A 19,748-nucleotide genomic window follows, 5' to 3' on the forward strand; every position below is an offset into this window, starting at 1 on the left:
AGATTTTGCTCCGTATTTGCCGCAGGATGTCGCGAGGCACCACGAACAAAAGATGACGCAAGTATCTTCTGTTGAAGCTGTGTCGCTTATTACTTTGCATAACTGGGAATGGGCGAAATTTTGCCAGATTCAACCTTAGCTTACTTGAAATACTACTTCAGTGCCTCTGTGCACCTGCCGCCATGTGGGGGCTCCCACGGCCAAGTGACGCGAAATCACACAAGCAATAGATGGTTTCGCTAAGGACTTGGTAATGCTATGCAAGCTTAGGCGGTCGATACTTACTTAGATTTTAACCCTTTTTACGGTGCCCGGTTGAATTACGCTGGCAAATTTGACGCCGCGATTTCCTTGGACGGCCAGGGTTTCCGCTCGCCCGCTGATGGCCAGGTCGATTCCTTTACCGCCAAAGCGCACGGTCACGTGCCTGATGGCGCATTCGTTGTTCCTGACCCGAACCTGATCTTCAACGGGGAGTTCAAGCGCGCAGGTCTCGACCTCGTGCTGTCCCACGACGGTCACGAGTTCGTCGTTCACGATTATTTCAGGGGCGACAAGCGCGCGGCGATCGCCTCGCCCGATGGCGCCCACCTCACCGGCGACATCGTCAATGCGCTCACCGGCCACGTGCAATATGCGCAGGCCGCAGGCGGCATCGCCGCGGCCCAAATCATCGGCCACGTCACCAAGCTGTCCGGCAGCGCGACCGCGGTCCGCAACGGCGTCGCGGTCATCCTGAACAATGGTGACAACGTCGAGAAGGGCGACGTCGTCTCGACTGGCGGCGACTCGACGCTCGGCATCACCTTCATCGACGGCACCGTGTTCGGCCTGTCCTCCAATGCACGGATGGTGCTGAACGAGATGGTCTACGACCCCAACGGGTCGAGCAATTCCTCGCTGCTCAGCCTGGTGGCGGGCACCATCACCTTCGTCGCCGGCGAGACCGCCAAGCACGGCGACATGAAGATCGACACGCCGGTCGCCACCATGGGCATCCGCGGCACGGCGGTGCTGACCCAGATCAACTTCGTCGTTCCCGCCGGTGGCGGCGATCCGCAGCCGCAGGCGAGCTTCCAGGTGCTGGTCGAGCCGAACGGCACGACGGGCTCCTACATCCTCTTCGACAAGGTCACGCTGCTGCCGATCGCGACGGTCAACCAGGCCGGCCAGATGATCCAGATCAGCGGCGGCAACGTCTCGATCACCAATGCGCTGATGTCGCCGGACATTCAGAAGCTGATCAGCGATGTGTTCACGCTGAAGTTTACCGACAACAACACCAACACCAAGCTGACCACGAACTTCACCGACACGATCACGCCGACCAGCGACGGTCTGATGTTCAAGACCGCGGGCGGCTACAGCGCGACCGCGGTCTTTACCAACACCACTCAGCAGGGGACGGACCCTGGCCACAATCCGTCGACCAGCAACCGTATTCCCGGGCCGCCGCAGGCGCGCAGCCTCGATGCCAACGGCAATGTGAGGTCGGCGTTCGCACTGACCGAGCGCGCCGACACGACTGGCGACACCACGCATTCGGACACGGTCTCCGGCCGGATCACCTTCGTCGATCAAAACCTTGGCGACAGGCCGACCGTGAGCGTGAACCTCGCGGGCGCGCCGAACTACGTCTACAAGAGCGCCGGCCAGCAGGACGTCACCGGCTCGCTCACCGATCTGCAGAAGCAGGACATTGCGGCGACGCAGATCCAGATCGCCGTCGCTGCGGACGGTGGCAACGCCAACAACGGCTCGGCGGTCTGGACCTACACGATCCCCGACCACGTCTTCGACTTCCTCGCGGCCGGCGAAACCCTGACGCTGACCTACATGGTCCGCGTCGACAACAATTTCTCGGTCAACCCCGAAGCCACTTTCATCCCGATCACCATCACGATCACGGGGACCAACGACAAGCCGGTGATCACCACCAGCGTGCCGGTCATCACCTTCGAAGGTGGCACCAGTATTCCGGGTGGCCCGCTCACCAGCGATGTGCCGACATCGGGGACGCTGAACTTCGACGACGTCGATCTCACCGACAAGCATACCGTGTCGGTGGCGCTGACCAGCGCGACCCTGCCCGATGGCACCGTTCCGCCGGGCCCGCTCGCGGCGTTCCAGAGCGCGATGTCGGTTGCGATCGCGGCGGGCGCCGACAGCACCGGAGACGGCACCGGCACCATCAACTGGTCGCTGGCCAATCTGCCGGTCTATCTCGCCGACTTCATTCCGGAAGGCGCGGTGCTGACGCTGGTCTACACTGTGACGCTCACGGATTCGCAAGGCGCGACCTCGCAGCAGACCATCACCGTCACGATCACGGGCACCGACGCGCCTGCAGTGGTGTGGATAGCGACCGATAAGCCCGGCGTTCCCTCCGGCGGGTTCTGGAAGGATGCGGGCAACTGGGCGACCGGTACGGTCCCGACCATCAATGACGACGTCATCGTCATCACCGATCAGCTGCGCGGCCTGACGCCGTCCTATCCGGCGACGATCGACGCGGCCGCCTATGCGAAGTCGCTGACGATGAACGATTTCGGTGGTCCGCCGCCGAAGGTGATCGTCCAGGCCTCGCTGACGATCGCGGGCGCGCTCAACATGGGCGCCGATTCGATCCTCAACGTCGCTGCCACCGGGACGATGTCGGTTGGCGGCAAGGCCGAAATCCTCGACACGAGCGTGCTCACCAATGCGGGCTATGTGACGCTCGCCGGCGGAGGCGATTTCGCTGCGGGTACCGCGATCACCAATTCCGGCACGATCGAGCTTTCCGGCGGTACGCTGAAGACGCTGGCCACGATTCACAATGCCGGCGGCACGCTGAAGGCCGATGCCGGTACGACGCTGATCGTCGATACCGGGACGATCGACGGCGGCACCGTCACCATTCTGGGCACGCTCGAGCTCGACGGCACCAGCTTGGTCAAGAACGGCACGTTGAACAATTCCGGCACGGTCAACGTCAAGGGCACGGTCGAGTTCGCCCACGAGACCGTCTCCAACACCGCGACCGGTTTGATCGAGGTGTTGGCAAACGGCTGGCTGACGATCCACCAGGGCTCCAGCGTCACCAATTCCGGCCAGATCACGGTCGATGCCAGCGGCAGGCTCACCGTCAACGGCGCGACCATCGGCGGAGCGGGCGCGGTGATCGACACCGGCGATGGTGGCGATGACGAGGGAGGTCCCGTCCTCAACGCCGCGTTTTACGTCGCCGCAGGCGCGATCACCAATAATGGCGAGATCGATCTGACCGGCGCGGCCGTCCTGAGCGGCGGCACCCTGAACAACAACGCGATCTTCAAGGCGAGCGGTGCGGGCAACGCGCTGAGCGACGAGACTGTCACCAATGCCGGCACCATAGAAGTGCTTGCCGGTGGCGCGCTCGCGATCAATCAGGGCTCGATAGTCGATAATTCGAACGGCAACGTCGTTGTCGATGATGGCGCCGTGCTCACGCTCAACGGCGCCACGATAAGCGGCGGCGCGATCAACAATTACAGCCTTCTAGGTGGCGCCATCGACGTCACCGGCAACAGCACGATCGACGGCGATGCGACGCTGACCAAGGGCACCGTCACGGTCGAGAGCGGCGTCACGCTGACGCTCGACGACGTGACCGTGGCGGGAGCCACGATCACCAATCGTGGCACGGTCAAGGTCGATGCGGGCAAGGAGCTGACGCTGGCAGGCTCGATCCTGACCGGCGGCACGCTCACTCTTGCCGGCACGCTGGAATCGACCGGCACGAGCGCGATCCACAGCGCCGACCTCGACAATACCGGAACGATCTCCGTCACCAGCGGTACGCTGACGATCGATCTCCATGCGCTCACCAATCACAACCTGATCGAGGCTGTGACGGGCGGCACGCTGAAGCTGACGACAGCGACCGTCACCAACACCGGCGGAATGATCTCGGTCGACGGGACCTCGAAGCTCTATCTGACCGACGTTACGATCAACGGCGGCAGCCTGACCAATGCCGGCAATCTCTACAGCACCGGCCTCAACACGGTCACGGGCAGCGTCACCAACACCGGCGGCACCATCGAGGTTCAGAACGGCACGCTCAACCTCGCCGGCGGCATCGAGGGCGCCGGCAAGGTGATCGTCGACGACGACGCGACGCTGGAGTTTTCGAACGCGACCGGCTCGATCCACATCGTCAATTCCGGCTCGATCGTGAGTTCCGGAAGCGGCGCGGCGATCCACATCGAGCAGGCGGCGGGTTCGGTGATCGATAATGACGGCACCATCGGGTCGGCCCTTGTGGATCCGGCCTCCGGGACCGACGCGATCGTCGCGAACGGTGGGCACGTCACGATCACCAACACCGGCGACATCAACGGCAATATCTCGGTCGCAAGCGCCACGTTCAACAACAACGCGGGCGGCACCTGGACCGTATCCGGCACCAGCGTGTTCGGTAACGCGTCCACCATCGTCAATCATGGCGATATCAACCTGCATGGCGCGTCGATCTCCGGCACCGGGCTGACCATCGAGAATGACAGCCACATCAACAGCTACGGTACGGCGACGATCACCGGCGCGATCACCAATACCGGCACCATCGAGATCCATGACGGCGAGCTGACGCTGTTCGGCTCGCTGTCGGGTGCGGGCTCGGTCACCGTCGATGTCGGCGCGCACCTGATCCTCGAAGGCACGGTGGCGCAAACGATCCACCTCGACGGTGATGGCGCAGGACTTCAGATTGATACGGACACGTTCGGCGGCTCGATCGCGGACCTGTCCGTGAACGACACGATCGAACTGTCGACGATCAAGTGGGGCACCGGCACCAGCGCCGTCTACGTGCCAAATGCCGGCGACCCCGCGAGCGGCGGCGTGCTCACGGTCACCGGCGACGATGGCAAGACCATCGAGCTGACCCTCGTCGGCGATTATCGCAACGCGCACTTCGCGGGCAGCGACGATGGCGGCCACACGCTGATCACGATGCATGCGAACGACGATGCGCCGTCGTTCGACGTGGCCCATGCATCGCTGACCGCCAGCTTCTCCGAGCGCGAGAACACCACCGGCTCCGGCGATTCGGACCCGGTGCCTGCCGCGACCGGCTCGATCGGCTTCACCGACATCGACCTGACCGACCGTCCGACCGCGGCGATCACGCACCAGACCACGACATGGCTGGATGCCGACCACAGCACGCCGCTGACGCTGACAACCGGTCAGGCGTCGGCGCTCGAGCAGGCGCTGTCGATCCTTGGCAGCGGCAAGAACAACGGTACGGTCGGATGGAGTTATTCGATCGTCGACAACGCGCTCGATTTCCTCGGCGAGGGCCAGACCGCGACGGTCGTCTCCACCATCACGCTCACTGACGATTACGGCAAGGCTGCCACCGCCGACGTCACCATCACGATCGCCGGCAAGAACGACGCGCCGACGCTGGCGTCCGTGACCAAGGGCGGGCTGGTGGACACGGCCGCGAACGACAGTTTCACGGATATCGAAGGGACACTGGCCGGGACCGACGTCGACAGCGGCGAGACGGCGACGCTGAAATATGCCGTGCTCGACGCGACGAACCATGAGGCGATGACAGTCACGGGTCAGTACGGCTCGCTGACGGTCTGCGAAGACGGCAGCTACAAATACGTTCCGAATGCCGCCGCGATCAACGCGCTCTCGCAAGGCAACTATACGGACACTTTCACGGTCCAGACCAAGGACGCCCAGGGCGCCGTCGGCACGGCGTCGTTCAAGGTGAACGTCACCGGCGCCAACGATGCGCCGACCGTCACGGCCGCAAGTGGCGATAGCGCCGGCGCCACCGTCAGCGAGACCAATGCCGGCGTGGACAAGACCGGCACGCTGACCGTGTCCGATCTCGACACCAGCGATCACGTCGGCGTGGCGGTCGACCACGTCACCGTCACACTCGACGGTCATTTGCAGGCCGACGGCGGCATCGGTGGTTTGACGGGAACGAATCTGCTCAGCTATTTCACCGTCCCGTCCGGTGACATCCTGAACGGCACGGCCGACCACGCCCAGTTCGGCTGGGAATTCAATTCGGGCAGCCAGACCTTCGACTTCCTCGCCGCCGGCCAGACGCTGACGCTGGAATATGCGATCGTGCCTGATGATGGACACGCGGCGACCGGCACCGGCAATGGTGTCGTCACCATCACCATCAACGGGACCAACGACGCGCCGGTTCTCGACAACACGTCGCTGGCCTCGGTCGTCGGGAATGACAGTAATCCGGACGGCGCGACGATCAGCAGCCTGTTCACCGACAAGTTCCATGACGCCGACGCCAGCTCGAGCTTCCAGGCCATCGCGGTGACGTCCGATGCCGCCTCGGCGGCGCAGGGCATCTGGCAATACGAGGTAGCCGGGACCGATCAGTGGGTCACGATCGGAGCGGTCAGCGATGCCAATGCGCTGGTGCTCAGCACCGACACGCTGCTCCGGTTCGTTCCGGCCGACGGCTTTGCCGGCGTACCGGGCTCGCTGGGCGTCCATGCGCTCGACGACACTTATACCGGCGGCATCACCAATGCGGCCTCAGCGGCGACGACCGACATCACGGGCGGCACCGGCGGCACCACGCCGATCTCGGAGCTCACCATCATCGACACGCAAGTAATCGCGCCCGAGAATCCGCGGCCGAGCGGCCCTGTCATCAACACCGACAGCTTCCACGTCTCGCATTTCAGCGAGGGCAGCGTCACCGACGTCATTACCGATCTCGTGGTCACCGACGCCGATGCGGGCGCGGCGACCGATGCCTTCAATGTCGAGGTGTCGACATCGCATCCTGATACAAGCAGCGTCGGTGTTTATCCGACGTCCGGTACGCTCGAGCAGATCAACACCGGCCTCGGGGACGGTTACGGCATCTCCTACGAGCCGACCGGCGCCGATCCGGAAGCCCAGTCGCCGGCGATCGATCGGATCACGGTGAAGGTGACCGACACCACAACGAACCTGTCCGACACCGTGAACTTCATCTTCGTCGAGGGCGCCAACAGCCAGGACATCACCCTTGAGGGTACCGGCGGCAAGGACGTCATCTTCGCGACCGAGTCGAGCGACACGCTGACCGGCGGTGCCGCCAAGGACCAGTTCGTGTTCGGGCCGGCGGCGTCGCAGGACACCATCCAGCACACCGTCAACGATTTCGAGTTCGGCCTCGACAAGATCGATCTGCGGGAGTTCGGCGGCATCAGCTCCGTGAACGATCTTGCCCCGACCTCGCAGGACGGCGGTACACTGCTCACGCTCGACAACCACGAGACGATCCTGCTCAAGGGTGTCGCCCTCGGCAATCTCAGCACCACCGATTTCATCTTCGGGACCCACGTCGCATAACGATGCGCCGGAAGGTCCTCGCGACCCGCCGCCCGGCCCGGCCGCGGCAAAAAATCCGTCATCCTCCGCCAGCAAAGAATAGAAAATCGCCCACAGACGCTCCATGATCGGCGCACCCGGCGTGATGCGAGGCAGGACATCCGACTGATATGAAACGTCTAAAGATCCTGCGGCGGTGGTTTGCGCGGAAGCTCGGCTTCGCCCGCGTGATGTGTCTTGCGCTGCTGGTGCTGTTTGCCGGCGCGCGGCTGTGGGATCCGCCGCCGATCCAGGAATTGCGACTGCGCACCTTCGACATGTTTCAGCTGATCGATCCGCGCCACAAGGCTGCACGGCCGGTCACCATCGTCGATATCGACGACAAGAGTCTCGCCAAGCTCGGCCAGTGGCCGTGGCCGCGGACGCGGATCGCCGATCTGATCCAGAACCTCACCAACAACGGCGCGGTGGTGATCGGATTCGACGTGGTGTTCTCGGAAGCGGACCGGCTCAACCCCGATCTGGTCGCGAGCCAGATGCGCGATCTCGACGATGCCACCCGCGCCAAGCTGCGCGAGTTGCCGAGCAACGACCAGATCCTCGCCGATGCGATCAAGCGTTCGCGCGTAGTGCTGGGCGAGACCGGGCAGCGGGCGATCGCGACCGAGATCGACAAGTCGCTCCCCTTCACCGGCGTCGCGACCGTCGGGGAGGAGGGCGCCGAACGCTTCCTGTTCGAATTCCCGGGCCTGCTGCGCAACGTGCCCGCGATCGAGAAGGTCGCGGCCGGCCGCGGCCTGTTCACCATCAGGACCGAGCGTGACGGCCTGATCCGCCGCGTGCCGATGGTGATGCGCGCCCAGGGCAACATCATGCCCTCGCTCAGCCTGGAGATCCTGCGTGTCGTCACGGGAACACCGACGCTGCTGGTGCGGACCGACAAGACCGGCGTTCGCGCGGTTCGCCTCAAGGGCGCGGAGATTCCGACCGACAAGAATGGCCAGCTCTGGGTGCATTACGCGCGCCAGGACCCTTCGATCTATGTGTCCGCCGCCGACGTGCTCGACAACACCGTGCCGCCCGGCAAGATCGCCGGCAAGCTGATCCTGGTCGGCACCTCCGCGGTCGGACTGAACGACATCAAGACCACGCCGGTGTCCTCGACCATGCCGGGCGTCGAGATCCACGCCCAGGTGCTCGAAAGCGTGCTGAGCGGCGCGATCATCTCGCAGCCGAACTACGCGCTCGGCGTCGAATTGCTCGCGGCGCTGTTCATCGGCCTTCTCGTCATCATCTTCACGCCGAACCTCGGGCCCGTGCGGCTGGTGCTCGCGGGTGCGACCTTCGCCGCGATCCTGATCGGTGTGTCCTGGTTCTTCTACGCGCAGTACCGCTATCTGATCGACTTCACCTATCCGCTGCTCTCGACCACGGCGATCTATCTGACGCTGATCTTCGCCAGCTTCGTGCGCGAGCAGCGCCAGCGCGTGCAGATCCGCGGCATGTTCGCGCAATACATGTCGCCGGTGCTGGTCGAGCAGCTGGCGCAGTCTCCGGAAAAGCTCGTGCTCGGCGGCGAGGAGCGCGTGATGACGATCATGTTCTCCGACGTGCGCGGCTTCACCACGATCTCGGAGACCTACAAGCACGATCCCCAGGGGCTGATCGCGCTGATGAACCGGTTCCTGACGCCGCTCACGGACGTGATCATCGATCAGAAGGGCTACATCGACAAATACATGGGCGACGCCATCATGGCGTTCTGGAACGCGCCGCTCGACGATGCCGAGCACGAGGTCAACGCCTGCGAGGCCGCGATCCAGATGCTGGAGCGGATCGACGCCGTCAACAAGGAGCGCGAGCAGGAGGCCGCCGACGGCGGCCACGTCTACATCCCGCTCAACGTCGGCATCGGCCTCAACACCGGCATCGGCGTGGTCGGCAACATGGGCTCCGACCTGAAGAAGAACTATTCGGTGCTCGGCGACAGCGTCAATCTCGCGTCGCGTCTCGAAGGACAGTCGAAGGAGTACGGCTTCCCGATCATCGTGGGCTCCCGGACCGCGCTCGCGGCCAAGGACAAGTTCGCCATCCTCGAGCTCGACTTCATCATGGTCAAGGGCAAGACCGAGCCGGAGGTGATCTATGCCATCGCCGGCCGCGACGACGTGATGCAGTCGGCAGCGTTCCAGCGCCTGCGCAACATCACCATCGAGATGCTCGGCTGCTACCGCGGCCGCGACTGGCAGGGCGCGCTCGACGCCATCGAACGCGGCCGCCGCAGCGAGGATGCCGACACGCTGGAAAAACTGTTCAAGCTCTACGAGATCCGCATCAGGGATTTCCAGGTCAACCCGCCGGCGGAAGGCTGGACCGGGGCGTATGCGCTGCTGACGAAGTAGGGCTCGGGCGAGGAGCCTCCGCTGGCGCTACAACAATGGTGTCGTCCCCGCGAAGGCGGGGACCCATAACCCCAGGGAGCGGTTATAGCGCGAGCTGGCAACTCCGAATCTTCGCAAACCGCTCCCTGGGGTTATGGATCCCGGGTTCGCGACTACGTCGCGCTCCCGGGACGACAGTGGTGCTTGACGCGGCAGCTCGTCCCCTCACTCCACCCCGATCGTCGTCAGGTCCTGGAACCAGTGCTGGGCCTGCACGAACTGCTTGATCTTCGGCGACAGCGCATGCGGGTTGGTGTCGTGCACGACCCACACCAGCGCGGCGTTGTCGACGATCAGCGCGTGCGCCTGGGCCAGCAATTCGTCCTGCTTGGTGGCATCGAAGGTCTGCTTGGCCTCGTCGATCAGCGCGTCGACCTTCGGGTTCTTGTAGCCGCCCCAGTTGACGCCGACCGGCGCGATCTGTCCGGAATGGAAGAAGCGAACGATGGCGTAGAGCGGGTCCGAGGTGACGTAGGCGATGTTGTTGGCGGTGATGCCGGCGTTCATCTCGTCGGCCGCGCCCTTGCGCCAATGCGTATAGAGCGTCTCGAGCTCGACCACCTTGAAGTCGATGTCGATGCCGATCTCCTTGAAGCTCTGCTGCAGGAATTCGTTCATCGGCAGCGACAGCATCTGGCCGGTGCCGCCCTGCGCGATGATGAAGGTGGTCTTCAGCGGCTTGGCCTTGGAGTAGCCGGCCTCTTCGACCAGCTTCTTGGCGGCGGCGAGATCATACTTGATGTCGAAGGTCGGCTTGCCGAACCACGGGCTCGACGGGTCGACCTGGCCCTTGGCGGGTTTTGCGAGGCCATTCATCAGCCCGACGACCTCATCGCGGTTGATTGCGAGGTTCAGCGCCTTGCGCAGCCGGATATCGGTCCAGGGCGAACCGGGGAGCACGCTGAGATGATAATTCCAGACGTGCGGCGTGACGTTGTCGACCAGCTTCATGCCGGCGGCCTTGAGCTGCGGCACGGCGTCCGGCGCCGGCGTCTCGATCAGGTCCACCTGTCCGGCGAGCAGCGCGTTGGTGCGCGTCAGCGCTTCCGGCATCGGCACCAGCACGAGCTTGTCGACCTTGGGAATGCGCTTCTTGTTCCAGTAGTCCGGGTTCTTCGTCAGCTCGGCGAGCTCGCGCGGCACCAGCTTGGTCAGCTTGAACGGGCCGGTGCCGGAGGGCTGGCTGGCGAACTTGTCCCAGTCCTTGCCGAGCTTCTCGTATTGAGTCGGGCTCGACACCAGGAACCACAGCATCTGATAGGGAAAGAAGGAGTCGACCGTCTTGGTGGTGATCTCCACCGTGGAATCGTCGATCTTGGCGTAGCTCGCGACCGACGGAAGCCGCGTCTTCACCTGTGCGCTCTGCCGCTTGTCGAATTGCGGGGCCTTGTCGTTGAGCACCTTGTCCAGATTCCAGATCACCGCGTCGGCGTTGAAGTCGCTGCCGTCGTGAAACTTCACGCCCTGGCGCAACGTGAAGCGCCATTTGGTCTTGTCCTTGTCGTCCACCTTCCATTCGGTGGCGAGCCCAGGCACCAGCTTGCCCGGGCGGTCGGCGACGTCCATCTCCCATGCCACCAGCGGATCGTAGATCGTGTAGGCCGTGAACTGATAGGCGCCGGCGCCGCGATCGGGCTGGCCGGTCGTCAGCGGAATGTCCGCCATCGAGATGCCGTAGCGCACCACCGTTTCGGCGCGCGCCGAGATTGCGGAAACCGCCAGCGCAAGCACGGCGAGACAAGTCGATAGTCGGGTACGCATGGCCCAGGGCTCCAAGAGTGAATTGGGGAGAAGTCAGGGCCAAACCTGCAATCTTGATGCCAGAATAGGCAGCGCCGCAGCTTTGCACCTCGGCAATCACAAAGACTTGTCGTCGCAGGGGGAATTTGCAGAAAAAGTTTCTCTTTGGCATAGCCATTGCATACGTTTGCATCAAAATTAATCATCGTAAGCCGGAAAAGGATTGAGGCGATGCTTATCAAGACGACCACACGCGCGGCGCTGATTGCGGCGCTGGCTCTGACGACGGCGGCCGCATGGCCGCACGTGGCCAGTGCCGAGACCGTGCTGCGCATCGGCATGACCGCTGCCGATATTCCGCGCACGCTGGGCCAGCCTGATCAGGGGTTTGAAGGCAACCGCTTCACCGGCCTCACCATGTATGACGCGCTCACCGGCTGGGACCTCTCGTCCGCGGACAAGCCCAGCGTGGTCATTCCCGGCCTCGCCACCGAGTGGAAGGTCGACGATGCCGACAAGACCAAATGGATCTTCAAGCTGCGCCCCGGCGTCACCTTCCATGACGGCTCGCCGTTCAATGCCGACGCCGTGGTGTGGAACGTCGACAAGGTGCTGAAGCAGGACGCGCCGCAGTTCGACGCCAGCCAGGTCGGCGTCACTGCGTCGCGCATGCCGACGCTGGCCTCCGCCAAGAAGATCGACGACATGACGGTCGAACTCACCACCAAGGAGCCCGACAGCTTCCTGCCGATCAACCTCACCAATTTGTTCATGGCCAGCCCGGCGAAGTGGCAGCACTTCTATGAGAAGGCCGAGGGCGCCGACGCCAAGGCGAAGTCGCAGGCCGCCTGGACCGCGTTCGCCAAGGACGCCGCCGGCACCGGCCCGTGGAAGATGGCGAGCTTCACGCCGCGCGAACGGCTCGAGCTGGTCAAGAACGCGAGCTATTGGGACAAGGCGCGCGTGCCCAAGGTCGACAAGATGGTGCTGGTGCCAATGCCGGAAGCGAACGCCCGCACCGCGGCGCTGCTCTCCGGTCAGGTCGATTGGGTCGAGGCGCCGGCGCCCGACGCGCTGCCCGAGCTCAAGCAGCGCGGCTTCAAACTCTACGCCAACGAGCAACCGCACGTCTGGCCGTGGCAGTTTTCACGCGTCGAAGGCTCGCCCTGGAACGACATCCGCGTGCGCAAGGCCGCGAACCTCTGCGTCGATCGCGAAGGTCTGAGGGACGGCCTGCTCGCCGGCCTGATGGTGCCGGCGACCGGCACCTTCGAGCCCGGCCATCCCTGGCGCGGCAAGCCGACCTTCCAGATCAAGTATGACAAGGCGGCCGCCCAGAAGCTGATGCAGGAGGCCGGCTTCGGTCCGAACAAGAAGCTGACGGTGAAGGTGCAGACCTCCGCCTCCGGCTCGGGCCAGATGCAGCCGCTGCCGATGAACGAATATCTCCAGCAGGCACTCGCCGAGTGTTATTTCGACGTGAAGCTCGACGTCATCGAGTGGAACACGCTGTTCACCAACTGGCGCCGCGGCGCCAAGGACCCCAGCGCCAACGGCTCGAACGCGACCAACGTCACCTATGCGGCGATGGACCCGTTCTTCGCGCTGGTGCGCTTCCTGCAATCGAGCATGGCGCCGCCGGTCTCGAACAATTGGGGCTTCATCAACGATCCCAAGTTCGACGAACTGGTGAAGAAGGCACGTCAGACCTTCGATCCCGCCGCACGTGACGCCGCGCTGGCCGAGCTGCACGCGGCTTCCGTCGACGACGCCGCCTTCCTCTACGTCGCCCACGACGTCGGCCCCCGCGCCATGAGCCCGAAGGTGACGGGCGTCGTGCAGCCGAAGAGCTGGTTCATCGACTTCTCGCTGGTGTCGATCACGCCGTGAGGCGAGCACGCTGGTAGGGCTCCCCTCCCCCTTGCGGGGAGGGGTTGGGGAAGGGGGTTCACACGGGCGGTCCCTGTGTGGCTACCCCTCTCCCTAGCCCTCCCCCGCAAGGGGGGAGGGAACCCTCGCATCGCGTGTCCCTTACTGTAGCCCGCGCACGTCACCGTGCGACATCACGTTAGGTCAATCAGTGCTCGCCTATATCGCCAGACGCATCGTCTACGTCATCCCGATCGTCATCAGCGTGGCGCTGGTGTGCTTTCTGCTCGTGCACATCACGCCGGGCGATCCGCTCGTCGCGGTGCTCCCCGCGGATGCCTCGCAGGAGCTCGCGGCGCAGCTGCGCGCCGCCTATGGTTTCGACCGTCCGCTGCCGGTGCAGTTCGGGCTGTGGCTGCTCCGCGCGCTGCACGGCGATCTCGGCAATTCCATCGCCACCGGCCGTCCCGTGCTCGCCGAGGTCATGCGCGCGGTCGCCAACACCGTCACGCTGGCGATTGCGGCCGCCATCATCGGCTTTACCATGGGCATCCTGCTTGGCCTGATCGCCGGCTATTTCCGCGAGACCTGGGTCGACAAGGTCGCGACGTCCTTTGCCATCGCCGGCGTCTCCGTGCCGCATTACTGGCTCGGCATGGTGCTCGTCATCATCTTCTCGGTGCAGCTCAACTGGCTGCCCGCGGTCGGCGCCGGGCCGAACGGCTCCAACTCCTGGGCCTGGGACTGGGCGCATCTGAAATATCTGGTGCTGCCGGCGATCACGACCTCGGTGATCCCGATGGGCATCGTCACCCGCACCGTGCGCGCGCTGACCGGTGATATCCTCTCGCAGGATTTCGTCGAGGCCTTGCGCGCAAAAGGCCTGCACGAGACCGGCGTGTTCCGCCACGTCATCAAGAACGCCGCGCCCACCGCGCTCGCAGTGATGGGGCTTCAGCTCGGCTACATGCTCGGCGGCTCGATCCTGATCGAGACCGTGTTCTCCTGGCCGGGCTCCGGCTTCCTGCTCAACTCGGCGATCTTCCAGCGCGACCTGCCGCTGCTGCAGGGCACGATCCTGATCCTGGCGCTGTTCTTCGTCTTCCTCAATCTGCTGGTCGACATCGCGCAAGCCGCGATCGATCCGCGCATCAAGCGGGGCTAGCCGATGAGCGAGCTTCCGTTGTCAGCCACCGCCGACGCCGCGCTCCAGGCCGCGCCCGCGACCAAGGCGCGCGGCTATTGGGCGACCGTCGGCCGCCGCATCCGGCGTGACAAGGTCAGCATGGCCTGCGCGCTGGTGCTGCTGCTGATCTTCCTCTCCGCGATCCTTGCGCCGTGGCTCGGGCTCGAAGATCCCTACAAGGGCTCGATGATCCGCCGCCTCCGCCACATCGGCACCGTGGGTTATCCGCTCGGCACCGACGAGCTCGGCCGCGACATGCTGGCGCGGCTGATCTATGGCGGGCGGCTGTCGCTGGTCATCGGCATCCTGCCTGTCATCCTCGCCTTCTGCATCGGCACGTCGCTCGGCCTTGTCGCCGGTTATGTCGGCGGCAAGCTCAACACCGCGATCATGCGCACGATCGACGTGTTCTACGCCTTCCCGTCCGTGCTGCTGGCGATCGCGATCTCCGGAGCGCTGGGGGCCGGTATTCTCAACTCGATCGTGTCGCTGACCGTCGTGTTCGTGCCGCAGATCACCCGCGTTGCCGAAAGCGTCACCACCGGCGTGCGCAACATGGACTTCGTCGAGGCCGCGCGCGCCTCCGGCGCGGGGCCCTTCACCATCATGCGCGTGCACATCCTCGGCAACGTGCTGGGCTCGATCTTCGTCTATGCCACCAGCCTGATCTCGGTCTCGATGATCCTGGCCGCCGGTCTTTCCTTCCTCGGTCTCGGCACCAAGCCGCCGGAACCGGAATGGGGACTGATGCTCAACACGTTGCGGACCGCGATCTACGTCAATCCGTGGGTCGCCGCGCTTCCGGGCGCGATGATCTTCGCGGTCTCGATCTGCTTCAATTTGCTCTCGGACGGCCTGCGCAGCGCCATGGACATCAGGAACTAGGCCATGAGCGAAACCAACACTCCCGTCGCCATGCTGGAGCCGATCGAGGACCTTGGCGGCGCGGCGCAGCCGCTGCTTCAGGTCAACGGCCTGACCAAGCATTTCCCGGTTCGCGGCGGGCTGTTCGCCGCCAAGCGCACCGTGCGCGCCGTCGACAACGTCTCCTTCTCCGTCGCCAAGGGCGAGACGGTCGGCATCGTCGGCGAGTCCGGCTGCGGCAAGTCGACCACCGCACGTCTCCTGATGCATCTGATGCCGCGCGATACCGGCGACATCATCTATGACGGCATGACCGTCGGGCAGTCGCTGAGCTTGCGTGAACTTCGCCGCGGCATGCAGATGGTGTTTCAGGACTCTTACGCCTCGCTCAATCCGCGCCTGACGATCGAGGAGTCCATCGCCTTCGGCCCGAAAGTGCACGGCATGGCGGACGGCACGGCCCGGGCACTGGCGCGCGAGCTGCTCGGCAAGGTCGGCCTGGTCCCTGCAAACTTCGCCAACCGCTATCCGCACGAGATCTCCGGTGGCCAGCGCCAGCGCGTCAACATCGCGCGTGCGCTCGCGCTGTCGCCGAGGCTGGTGATCCTCGATGAAGCCGTTTCCGCGCTCGACAAATCCGTCGAGGCGCAGGTGCTCAACCTGCTCGCCGATCTCAAGCGCGAATTCGGCCTGACCTATCTCTTCATCAGCCACGACCTCAACGTCGTCCGCTACATCTCGGACCGCGTGCTGGTGATGTATCTCGGCGAGGTCGTCGAGCTCGGCCCGGTCGACCAAGTCTGGGACAGTCCCGCGCATCCCTACACGCGCGCGCTGCTCGCGGCGATGCCGTCCTCCGACCCGGATCGCCGCACCGAGAAGCCGCCGATATCGGGCGATCCGCCCAACCCGATCGATCCGCCGCCGGGCTGCCGCTTCCACACCCGCTGCGCATTTGCGGAGCCGCTCTGCGCAAATGCCGCACCAAAGCTCACGGCCGTCGATACAATGGGCCACGAGGCGGCGTGCTACATGGCGATCCCGGGTTCAGGCCATAGCCGCGCGCCCGCAAAGGAAACCGCATGACGAGACCGACACCCAAAGAGATCAAGCCGATCGCGCAAGTCGCCGGCGTCCCCGTCGATGACGAGATCGCAACGCGTATCTCCAATTCGATCGGACCGGCCTTCGAGGGTTTTGAAGCCATCGCCGGCACGTTGCCGTTCGACCTCGAGCCCGCGCTCTATCCGATCGCGCAGACGCTGAAGGTGTCGAAATGAGCACTGAGCCTGCATTGATGACGCTCACCGAGGTCGCGCGTGCGATCGCGATGAAGCAGGTGTCCTCGCATGAGGCGACGCGCGCGCTGCTGCATCGCATCGCGCAGTGGCAGCCGCATCTCAACGCCTTCATGTCGATCGAAGCGGAGGCTGCATTGAAGGCGGCCGAGGCCGCCGACGCCGAGCTCGCCAAGGGCAAGGTGCGCGGTCCGCTGCATGGCGTACCGCTGGCGCACAAGGACATGTATTACGATGCCGGCAAGGTCTCGACCTGCGGCTCGCTGATCCGCCGCGATTTCGTGCCGACCGTGACGTCGACCGCCCTGCAGCGGCTGAAGGACGCTGGCCAGGTTCGCCTCGGTACGCTGCACCTGGCCGAATTCGCCTACGGCCCGACCGGGCACAACGCCCATTACGGTCCGGTGCGCAATCCCTGGAATGTCGCGCACATCACCGGCGGCTCGTCGTCCGGTTCCGGCTCGTCGGTCGCCGCGCGCCTGACGTTTGCCGCGCTTGGCTCGGACACTGGCGGCTCGATCCGCATGCCCGCGCATTTCTGCGGCGTCACGGGCCTGAAGACCACCGTCGGCCGCGTCAGCCGCGCCGGCGCGATGCCGCTGTCGCAATCGCTCGACACCGTCGGCCCGCTCGCGCGAACCGCGGAGGATTGCGCGTTGCTGCTGGCCTTGATGGCGGGTCTCGATCCCGCAGATTCGACCACCAGCCACGAGCCGCTGTCGGACTATGTCGCGGCGACCAAGGGCTCGCTGAAGGGTCTCAAGATCGGCGTGCCCACGTCGTTCTATGTCGACGATCTCGACAGCGAGGTCGCGCGCGTGCTCGACGAGACCATCGCGGTGCTCAAGCGCGAAGGCGCCGACATCGTCAAGGTCGAGCTGCCGGACCAGCGGCAATTGTCGTCGGCAAGCCAGCTCGTGCTCGCGGCGGAAGCTGCCGCCTTCCACAAGCGCTGGATGATCGAGCGTCCGCAGGATTACGGCCCGCAGGTCTTGATGCGGCTTCAGAACGGTCTCGCCGTTCCCGCCATCACCTATCTCGAAGCGATGCGCTGGCGCGGTCCGGCCCTCGCGGCTCACAATGCAGCCACAGCCGGCGTCGACGCGATCATCGCGCCGGCCTCGCCGGTACCGGCACCGACCATCGAGGAGAGCGACGTCGGCGGCGGACCGAGCGCGCCGGCCATGGTGCAGCGCCTGACGCTGTTCACCCGTCCGGTGAACTATCTCGGCCTGCCGTCGCTCACTGTTCCCTCCGGCTTCACCAAGAGCGGCCTGCCGGTCGGCATGCAGCTGATCGGCCGCTCCTTCGACGAGGCGACCCTGCTCACCATCGGCGCGGCGTTCCAGCGCGTCACCGACTATCACGACCGGATACCCAAGCTGCCGTCATGACAAAGCTCGTCGACATCTCGGGTCTCAACATCCGCTTCACCGGCGAGCGCACGGTCTATGCCGTGAACGATCTCAGTCTCTCGCTAGGTGACGGAGAGGTGCTGGGCCTGCTCGGTGAGTCCGGTTCGGGCAAGAGCGTGACATTGCGTGCGCTGATGCGGCTATTGCCGAAGAAGCGCACGCAGATCACGGGCAAGGTCAACGTCATGGGCCGCGACGTGCTGGCCATGAATGACGAGGAACTCTCGTCGTTCCGCGGCCAGACCGTGTCGATGATCTTTCAGGAGCCCGCGCTCGCGCTCGATCCGGTCTACACCATCGGCGCGCAGATCGCCGAGAGCGTCGTGCGCCACGAAGGCAAGTCGCAAGCCGAGGGCAGGGCGCGTGCGCTCGAAATGCTCGAGGTCGTGCGCATCCCCTCGGCCAAGCGGCGTCTCGACGCCTACCCGCACGAAATGTCCGGCGGCATGCGCCAGCGTGCGATGATCGCGCTGGCGCTGGCCTGCCGGCCCAAGATCCTGCTCGCGGACGAGCCGACCACGGCGCTCGATGCCACCGTGCAGATCCAGATATTGCTGCTCTTGCGCGAACTTCAGCGCGAGTTCGGCATGTCCGTCATCTTCGTCACCCACGACATCGGCGTTGCCATCGAGATCTGCGACCGCGTCGCGGTGATGTATGCCGGCCAGATCGTGGAGCAGGGCACGCTGCGCGACATCGTCCGCAGCCCGGTGCATCCCTACGCCAGGGGCCTGCTCGCCTCGACCATCCACGGCGCCAAGCGGGGGCAGCGCCTCGAAACCATCCCCGGCACCCCGCCCTCGCTGGCGGAGAAGCCGAACAGCTGCTCCTTCGCGCCCCGCTGCAAGCTTGCCGAGCCGCGCTGCCTGGAGCAGCTGCCTCCCAATGTGGAGGTCGGACCGGGCCGGGCGGCAAGGTGTGTGCTGGCGGAGCCGGTGGCGGCGCTGTCGGGCACGTAAGGGATCTGGCGTCACAGATCTGGCGTCGCCATAGCCTTGTGCACACTGCGCTCCCTCCCCCCTTGTGGGGGAGGGCAGGGGAGAGGGGTAGCCCCAGGCGAGCTCTGAGTTCGTGGGCCCCCCTCACTTCGTAACCGCGTGGCTCTTCAGAATCCGTCCACGACAACATCGACTTGTCACACTTCACCGCACAGCAACGGCCGAACCCGTTTCTACTGTGCATGGGGTTGTTTTCGACATTTATGTTTCCGCAAGCGCAACCAGCCGGTGGGGAACCGCATTCACACCCCATTCATTCCGGTTCCCGTTCCATGCGGGGCATTCACCCCAGAGGGACGTCACTTATGTACATTTCCAACGAAGGCCTGCTCGTCATCCTGTTCGTCGGCCTGGTCGCCGGCTGGCTGGCCGGCAAGATCGTGCGGGGCGCCGGGTTCGGGCTCATCGGCGACATCGTCATCGGCATCTGCGGCGCGCTGGTCGCGAGCCTGTTGTTTCCAAGACTTGGCATTCGCATCGGCACGGGCCTGGTGTCCGAGATCGTCTATTCCGCGATCGGCGCGGTCATCCTGCTGCTGGTCGTGAGGCTGGTGCGCGGCGGCGGCCGGCTCTAGCAGCTGTTTCGGTTCAAT

General features: G+C 64.7%; 11 protein-coding genes. 10 read left to right on the forward strand and 1 reads right to left on the reverse strand.

Annotation, left to right across the window (positions count from 1 at the left end; genetic code table 11):
- Window positions 1–315: 315 nt before the first annotated feature.
- The gene (locus tag FNV92_RS04140) at window positions 316–7,365 is read left to right on the forward strand and encodes a VCBS domain-containing protein (RefSeq protein WP_416377743.1); all 7,050 of its coding nucleotides are present in this window, start codon (window positions 316–318) and stop codon (window positions 7,363–7,365) included.
- Between the two features lie 149 nt (window positions 7,366–7,514).
- Complete coding sequence (locus tag FNV92_RS04145; protein WP_143842042.1) at window positions 7,515–9,746, forward strand: CHASE2 domain-containing protein; 2,232 nt, start codon at window positions 7,515–7,517, stop codon at window positions 9,744–9,746.
- Window positions 9,747–9,950: 204 nt separating this feature from the next.
- Here the strand turns inward: FNV92_RS04145 and FNV92_RS04150 are convergent, their stop codons facing one another.
- A complete protein-coding gene (locus FNV92_RS04150; protein ID WP_143842040.1) occupies window positions 9,951–11,546 on the reverse strand; it encodes an ABC transporter substrate-binding protein in 1,596 nt (531 codons plus the stop codon).
- Window positions 11,547–11,756: 210 nt separating this feature from the next.
- On the opposite strand from FNV92_RS04150, the gene FNV92_RS04155 reads away from it, so the two are divergent.
- The 8 genes from FNV92_RS04155 to FNV92_RS04190 all read left to right on the forward strand — a co-directional run bounded on the left by FNV92_RS04155 (window position 11,757) and on the right by FNV92_RS04190 (window position 19,730).
- Window positions 11,757–13,415, forward strand: a complete 1,659-nt coding sequence (locus FNV92_RS04155) for an ABC transporter substrate-binding protein (RefSeq protein ID WP_143842038.1) — start codon at window positions 11,757–11,759, stop codon at window positions 13,413–13,415.
- A gap of 190 nt (window positions 13,416–13,605) precedes the next feature.
- Window positions 13,606–14,559: an ABC transporter permease gene (locus FNV92_RS04160; protein WP_014439492.1), complete on the forward strand. Its 954-nt coding sequence runs from the start codon at window positions 13,606–13,608 to the stop codon at window positions 14,557–14,559.
- 3 nt (window positions 14,560–14,562) lie between these two features.
- Complete coding sequence (locus tag FNV92_RS04165) at window positions 14,563–15,465, forward strand: ABC transporter permease (RefSeq protein ID WP_014439493.1); 903 nt, start codon at window positions 14,563–14,565, stop codon at window positions 15,463–15,465.
- A gap of 3 nt (window positions 15,466–15,468) precedes the next feature.
- Window positions 15,469–16,530 (forward strand): ABC transporter ATP-binding protein, encoded by a 1,062-nt coding sequence (locus FNV92_RS04170; RefSeq protein WP_168213360.1) that lies wholly within the window; start codon window positions 15,469–15,471, stop codon window positions 16,528–16,530.
- Window positions 16,527–16,724 carry a hypothetical protein gene (locus FNV92_RS04175; RefSeq protein WP_014439495.1) on the forward strand — a complete coding sequence of 66 codons (198 nt, stop codon included), beginning with the start codon at window positions 16,527–16,529 and terminating at the stop codon, window positions 16,722–16,724. Before FNV92_RS04170 ends, FNV92_RS04175 begins: the two co-directional genes overlap by 4 nt.
- The gene (locus FNV92_RS04180; protein WP_143842036.1) at window positions 16,721–18,136 is read left to right on the forward strand and encodes an amidase; all 1,416 of its coding nucleotides are present in this window, start codon (window positions 16,721–16,723) and stop codon (window positions 18,134–18,136) included. Before FNV92_RS04175 ends, FNV92_RS04180 begins: the two co-directional genes overlap by 4 nt.
- A complete protein-coding gene (locus FNV92_RS04185; RefSeq protein ID WP_143842034.1) occupies window positions 18,133–19,116 on the forward strand; it encodes an ABC transporter ATP-binding protein in 984 nt (327 codons plus the stop codon). Before FNV92_RS04180 ends, FNV92_RS04185 begins: the two co-directional genes overlap by 4 nt.
- A 344-nt stretch (window positions 19,117–19,460) precedes the next feature.
- Window positions 19,461–19,730: a GlsB/YeaQ/YmgE family stress response membrane protein gene (locus tag FNV92_RS04190; RefSeq protein WP_014439498.1), complete on the forward strand. Its 270-nt coding sequence runs from the start codon at window positions 19,461–19,463 to the stop codon at window positions 19,728–19,730.
- Window positions 19,731–19,748: the final 18 nt, after the last annotated feature.

The organism is Bradyrhizobium cosmicum (assembly GCF_007290395.2).
GTDB classification, from domain to species: Bacteria; Pseudomonadota; Alphaproteobacteria; order Rhizobiales; family Xanthobacteraceae; genus Bradyrhizobium; species Bradyrhizobium cosmicum.

Coding starts and splice junctions, on each gene's coding strand:
- FNV92_RS04145 (WP_143842042.1), top strand. CDS start 7,515: ATGAAACGTCTAAAGATCCTGCGGCGGTGGTTTGCGCGGAAGCTCGGC.
- FNV92_RS04150 (WP_143842040.1), bottom strand. CDS start 11,546: ATGCGTACCCGACTATCGACTTGTCTCGCCGTGCTTGCGCTGGCGGTT.
- FNV92_RS04155 (WP_143842038.1), top strand. CDS start 11,757: ATGCTTATCAAGACGACCACACGCGCGGCGCTGATTGCGGCGCTGGCT.
- FNV92_RS04165 (WP_014439493.1), top strand. CDS start 14,563: ATGAGCGAGCTTCCGTTGTCAGCCACCGCCGACGCCGCGCTCCAGGCC.
- FNV92_RS04170 (WP_168213360.1), top strand. CDS start 15,469: ATGAGCGAAACCAACACTCCCGTCGCCATGCTGGAGCCGATCGAGGAC.
- FNV92_RS04175 (WP_014439495.1), top strand. CDS start 16,527: ATGACGAGACCGACACCCAAAGAGATCAAGCCGATCGCGCAAGTCGCC.
- FNV92_RS04180 (WP_143842036.1), top strand. CDS start 16,721: ATGAGCACTGAGCCTGCATTGATGACGCTCACCGAGGTCGCGCGTGCG.
- FNV92_RS04185 (WP_143842034.1), top strand. CDS start 18,133: ATGACAAAGCTCGTCGACATCTCGGGTCTCAACATCCGCTTCACCGGC.
- FNV92_RS04190 (WP_014439498.1), top strand. CDS start 19,461: ATGTACATTTCCAACGAAGGCCTGCTCGTCATCCTGTTCGTCGGCCTG.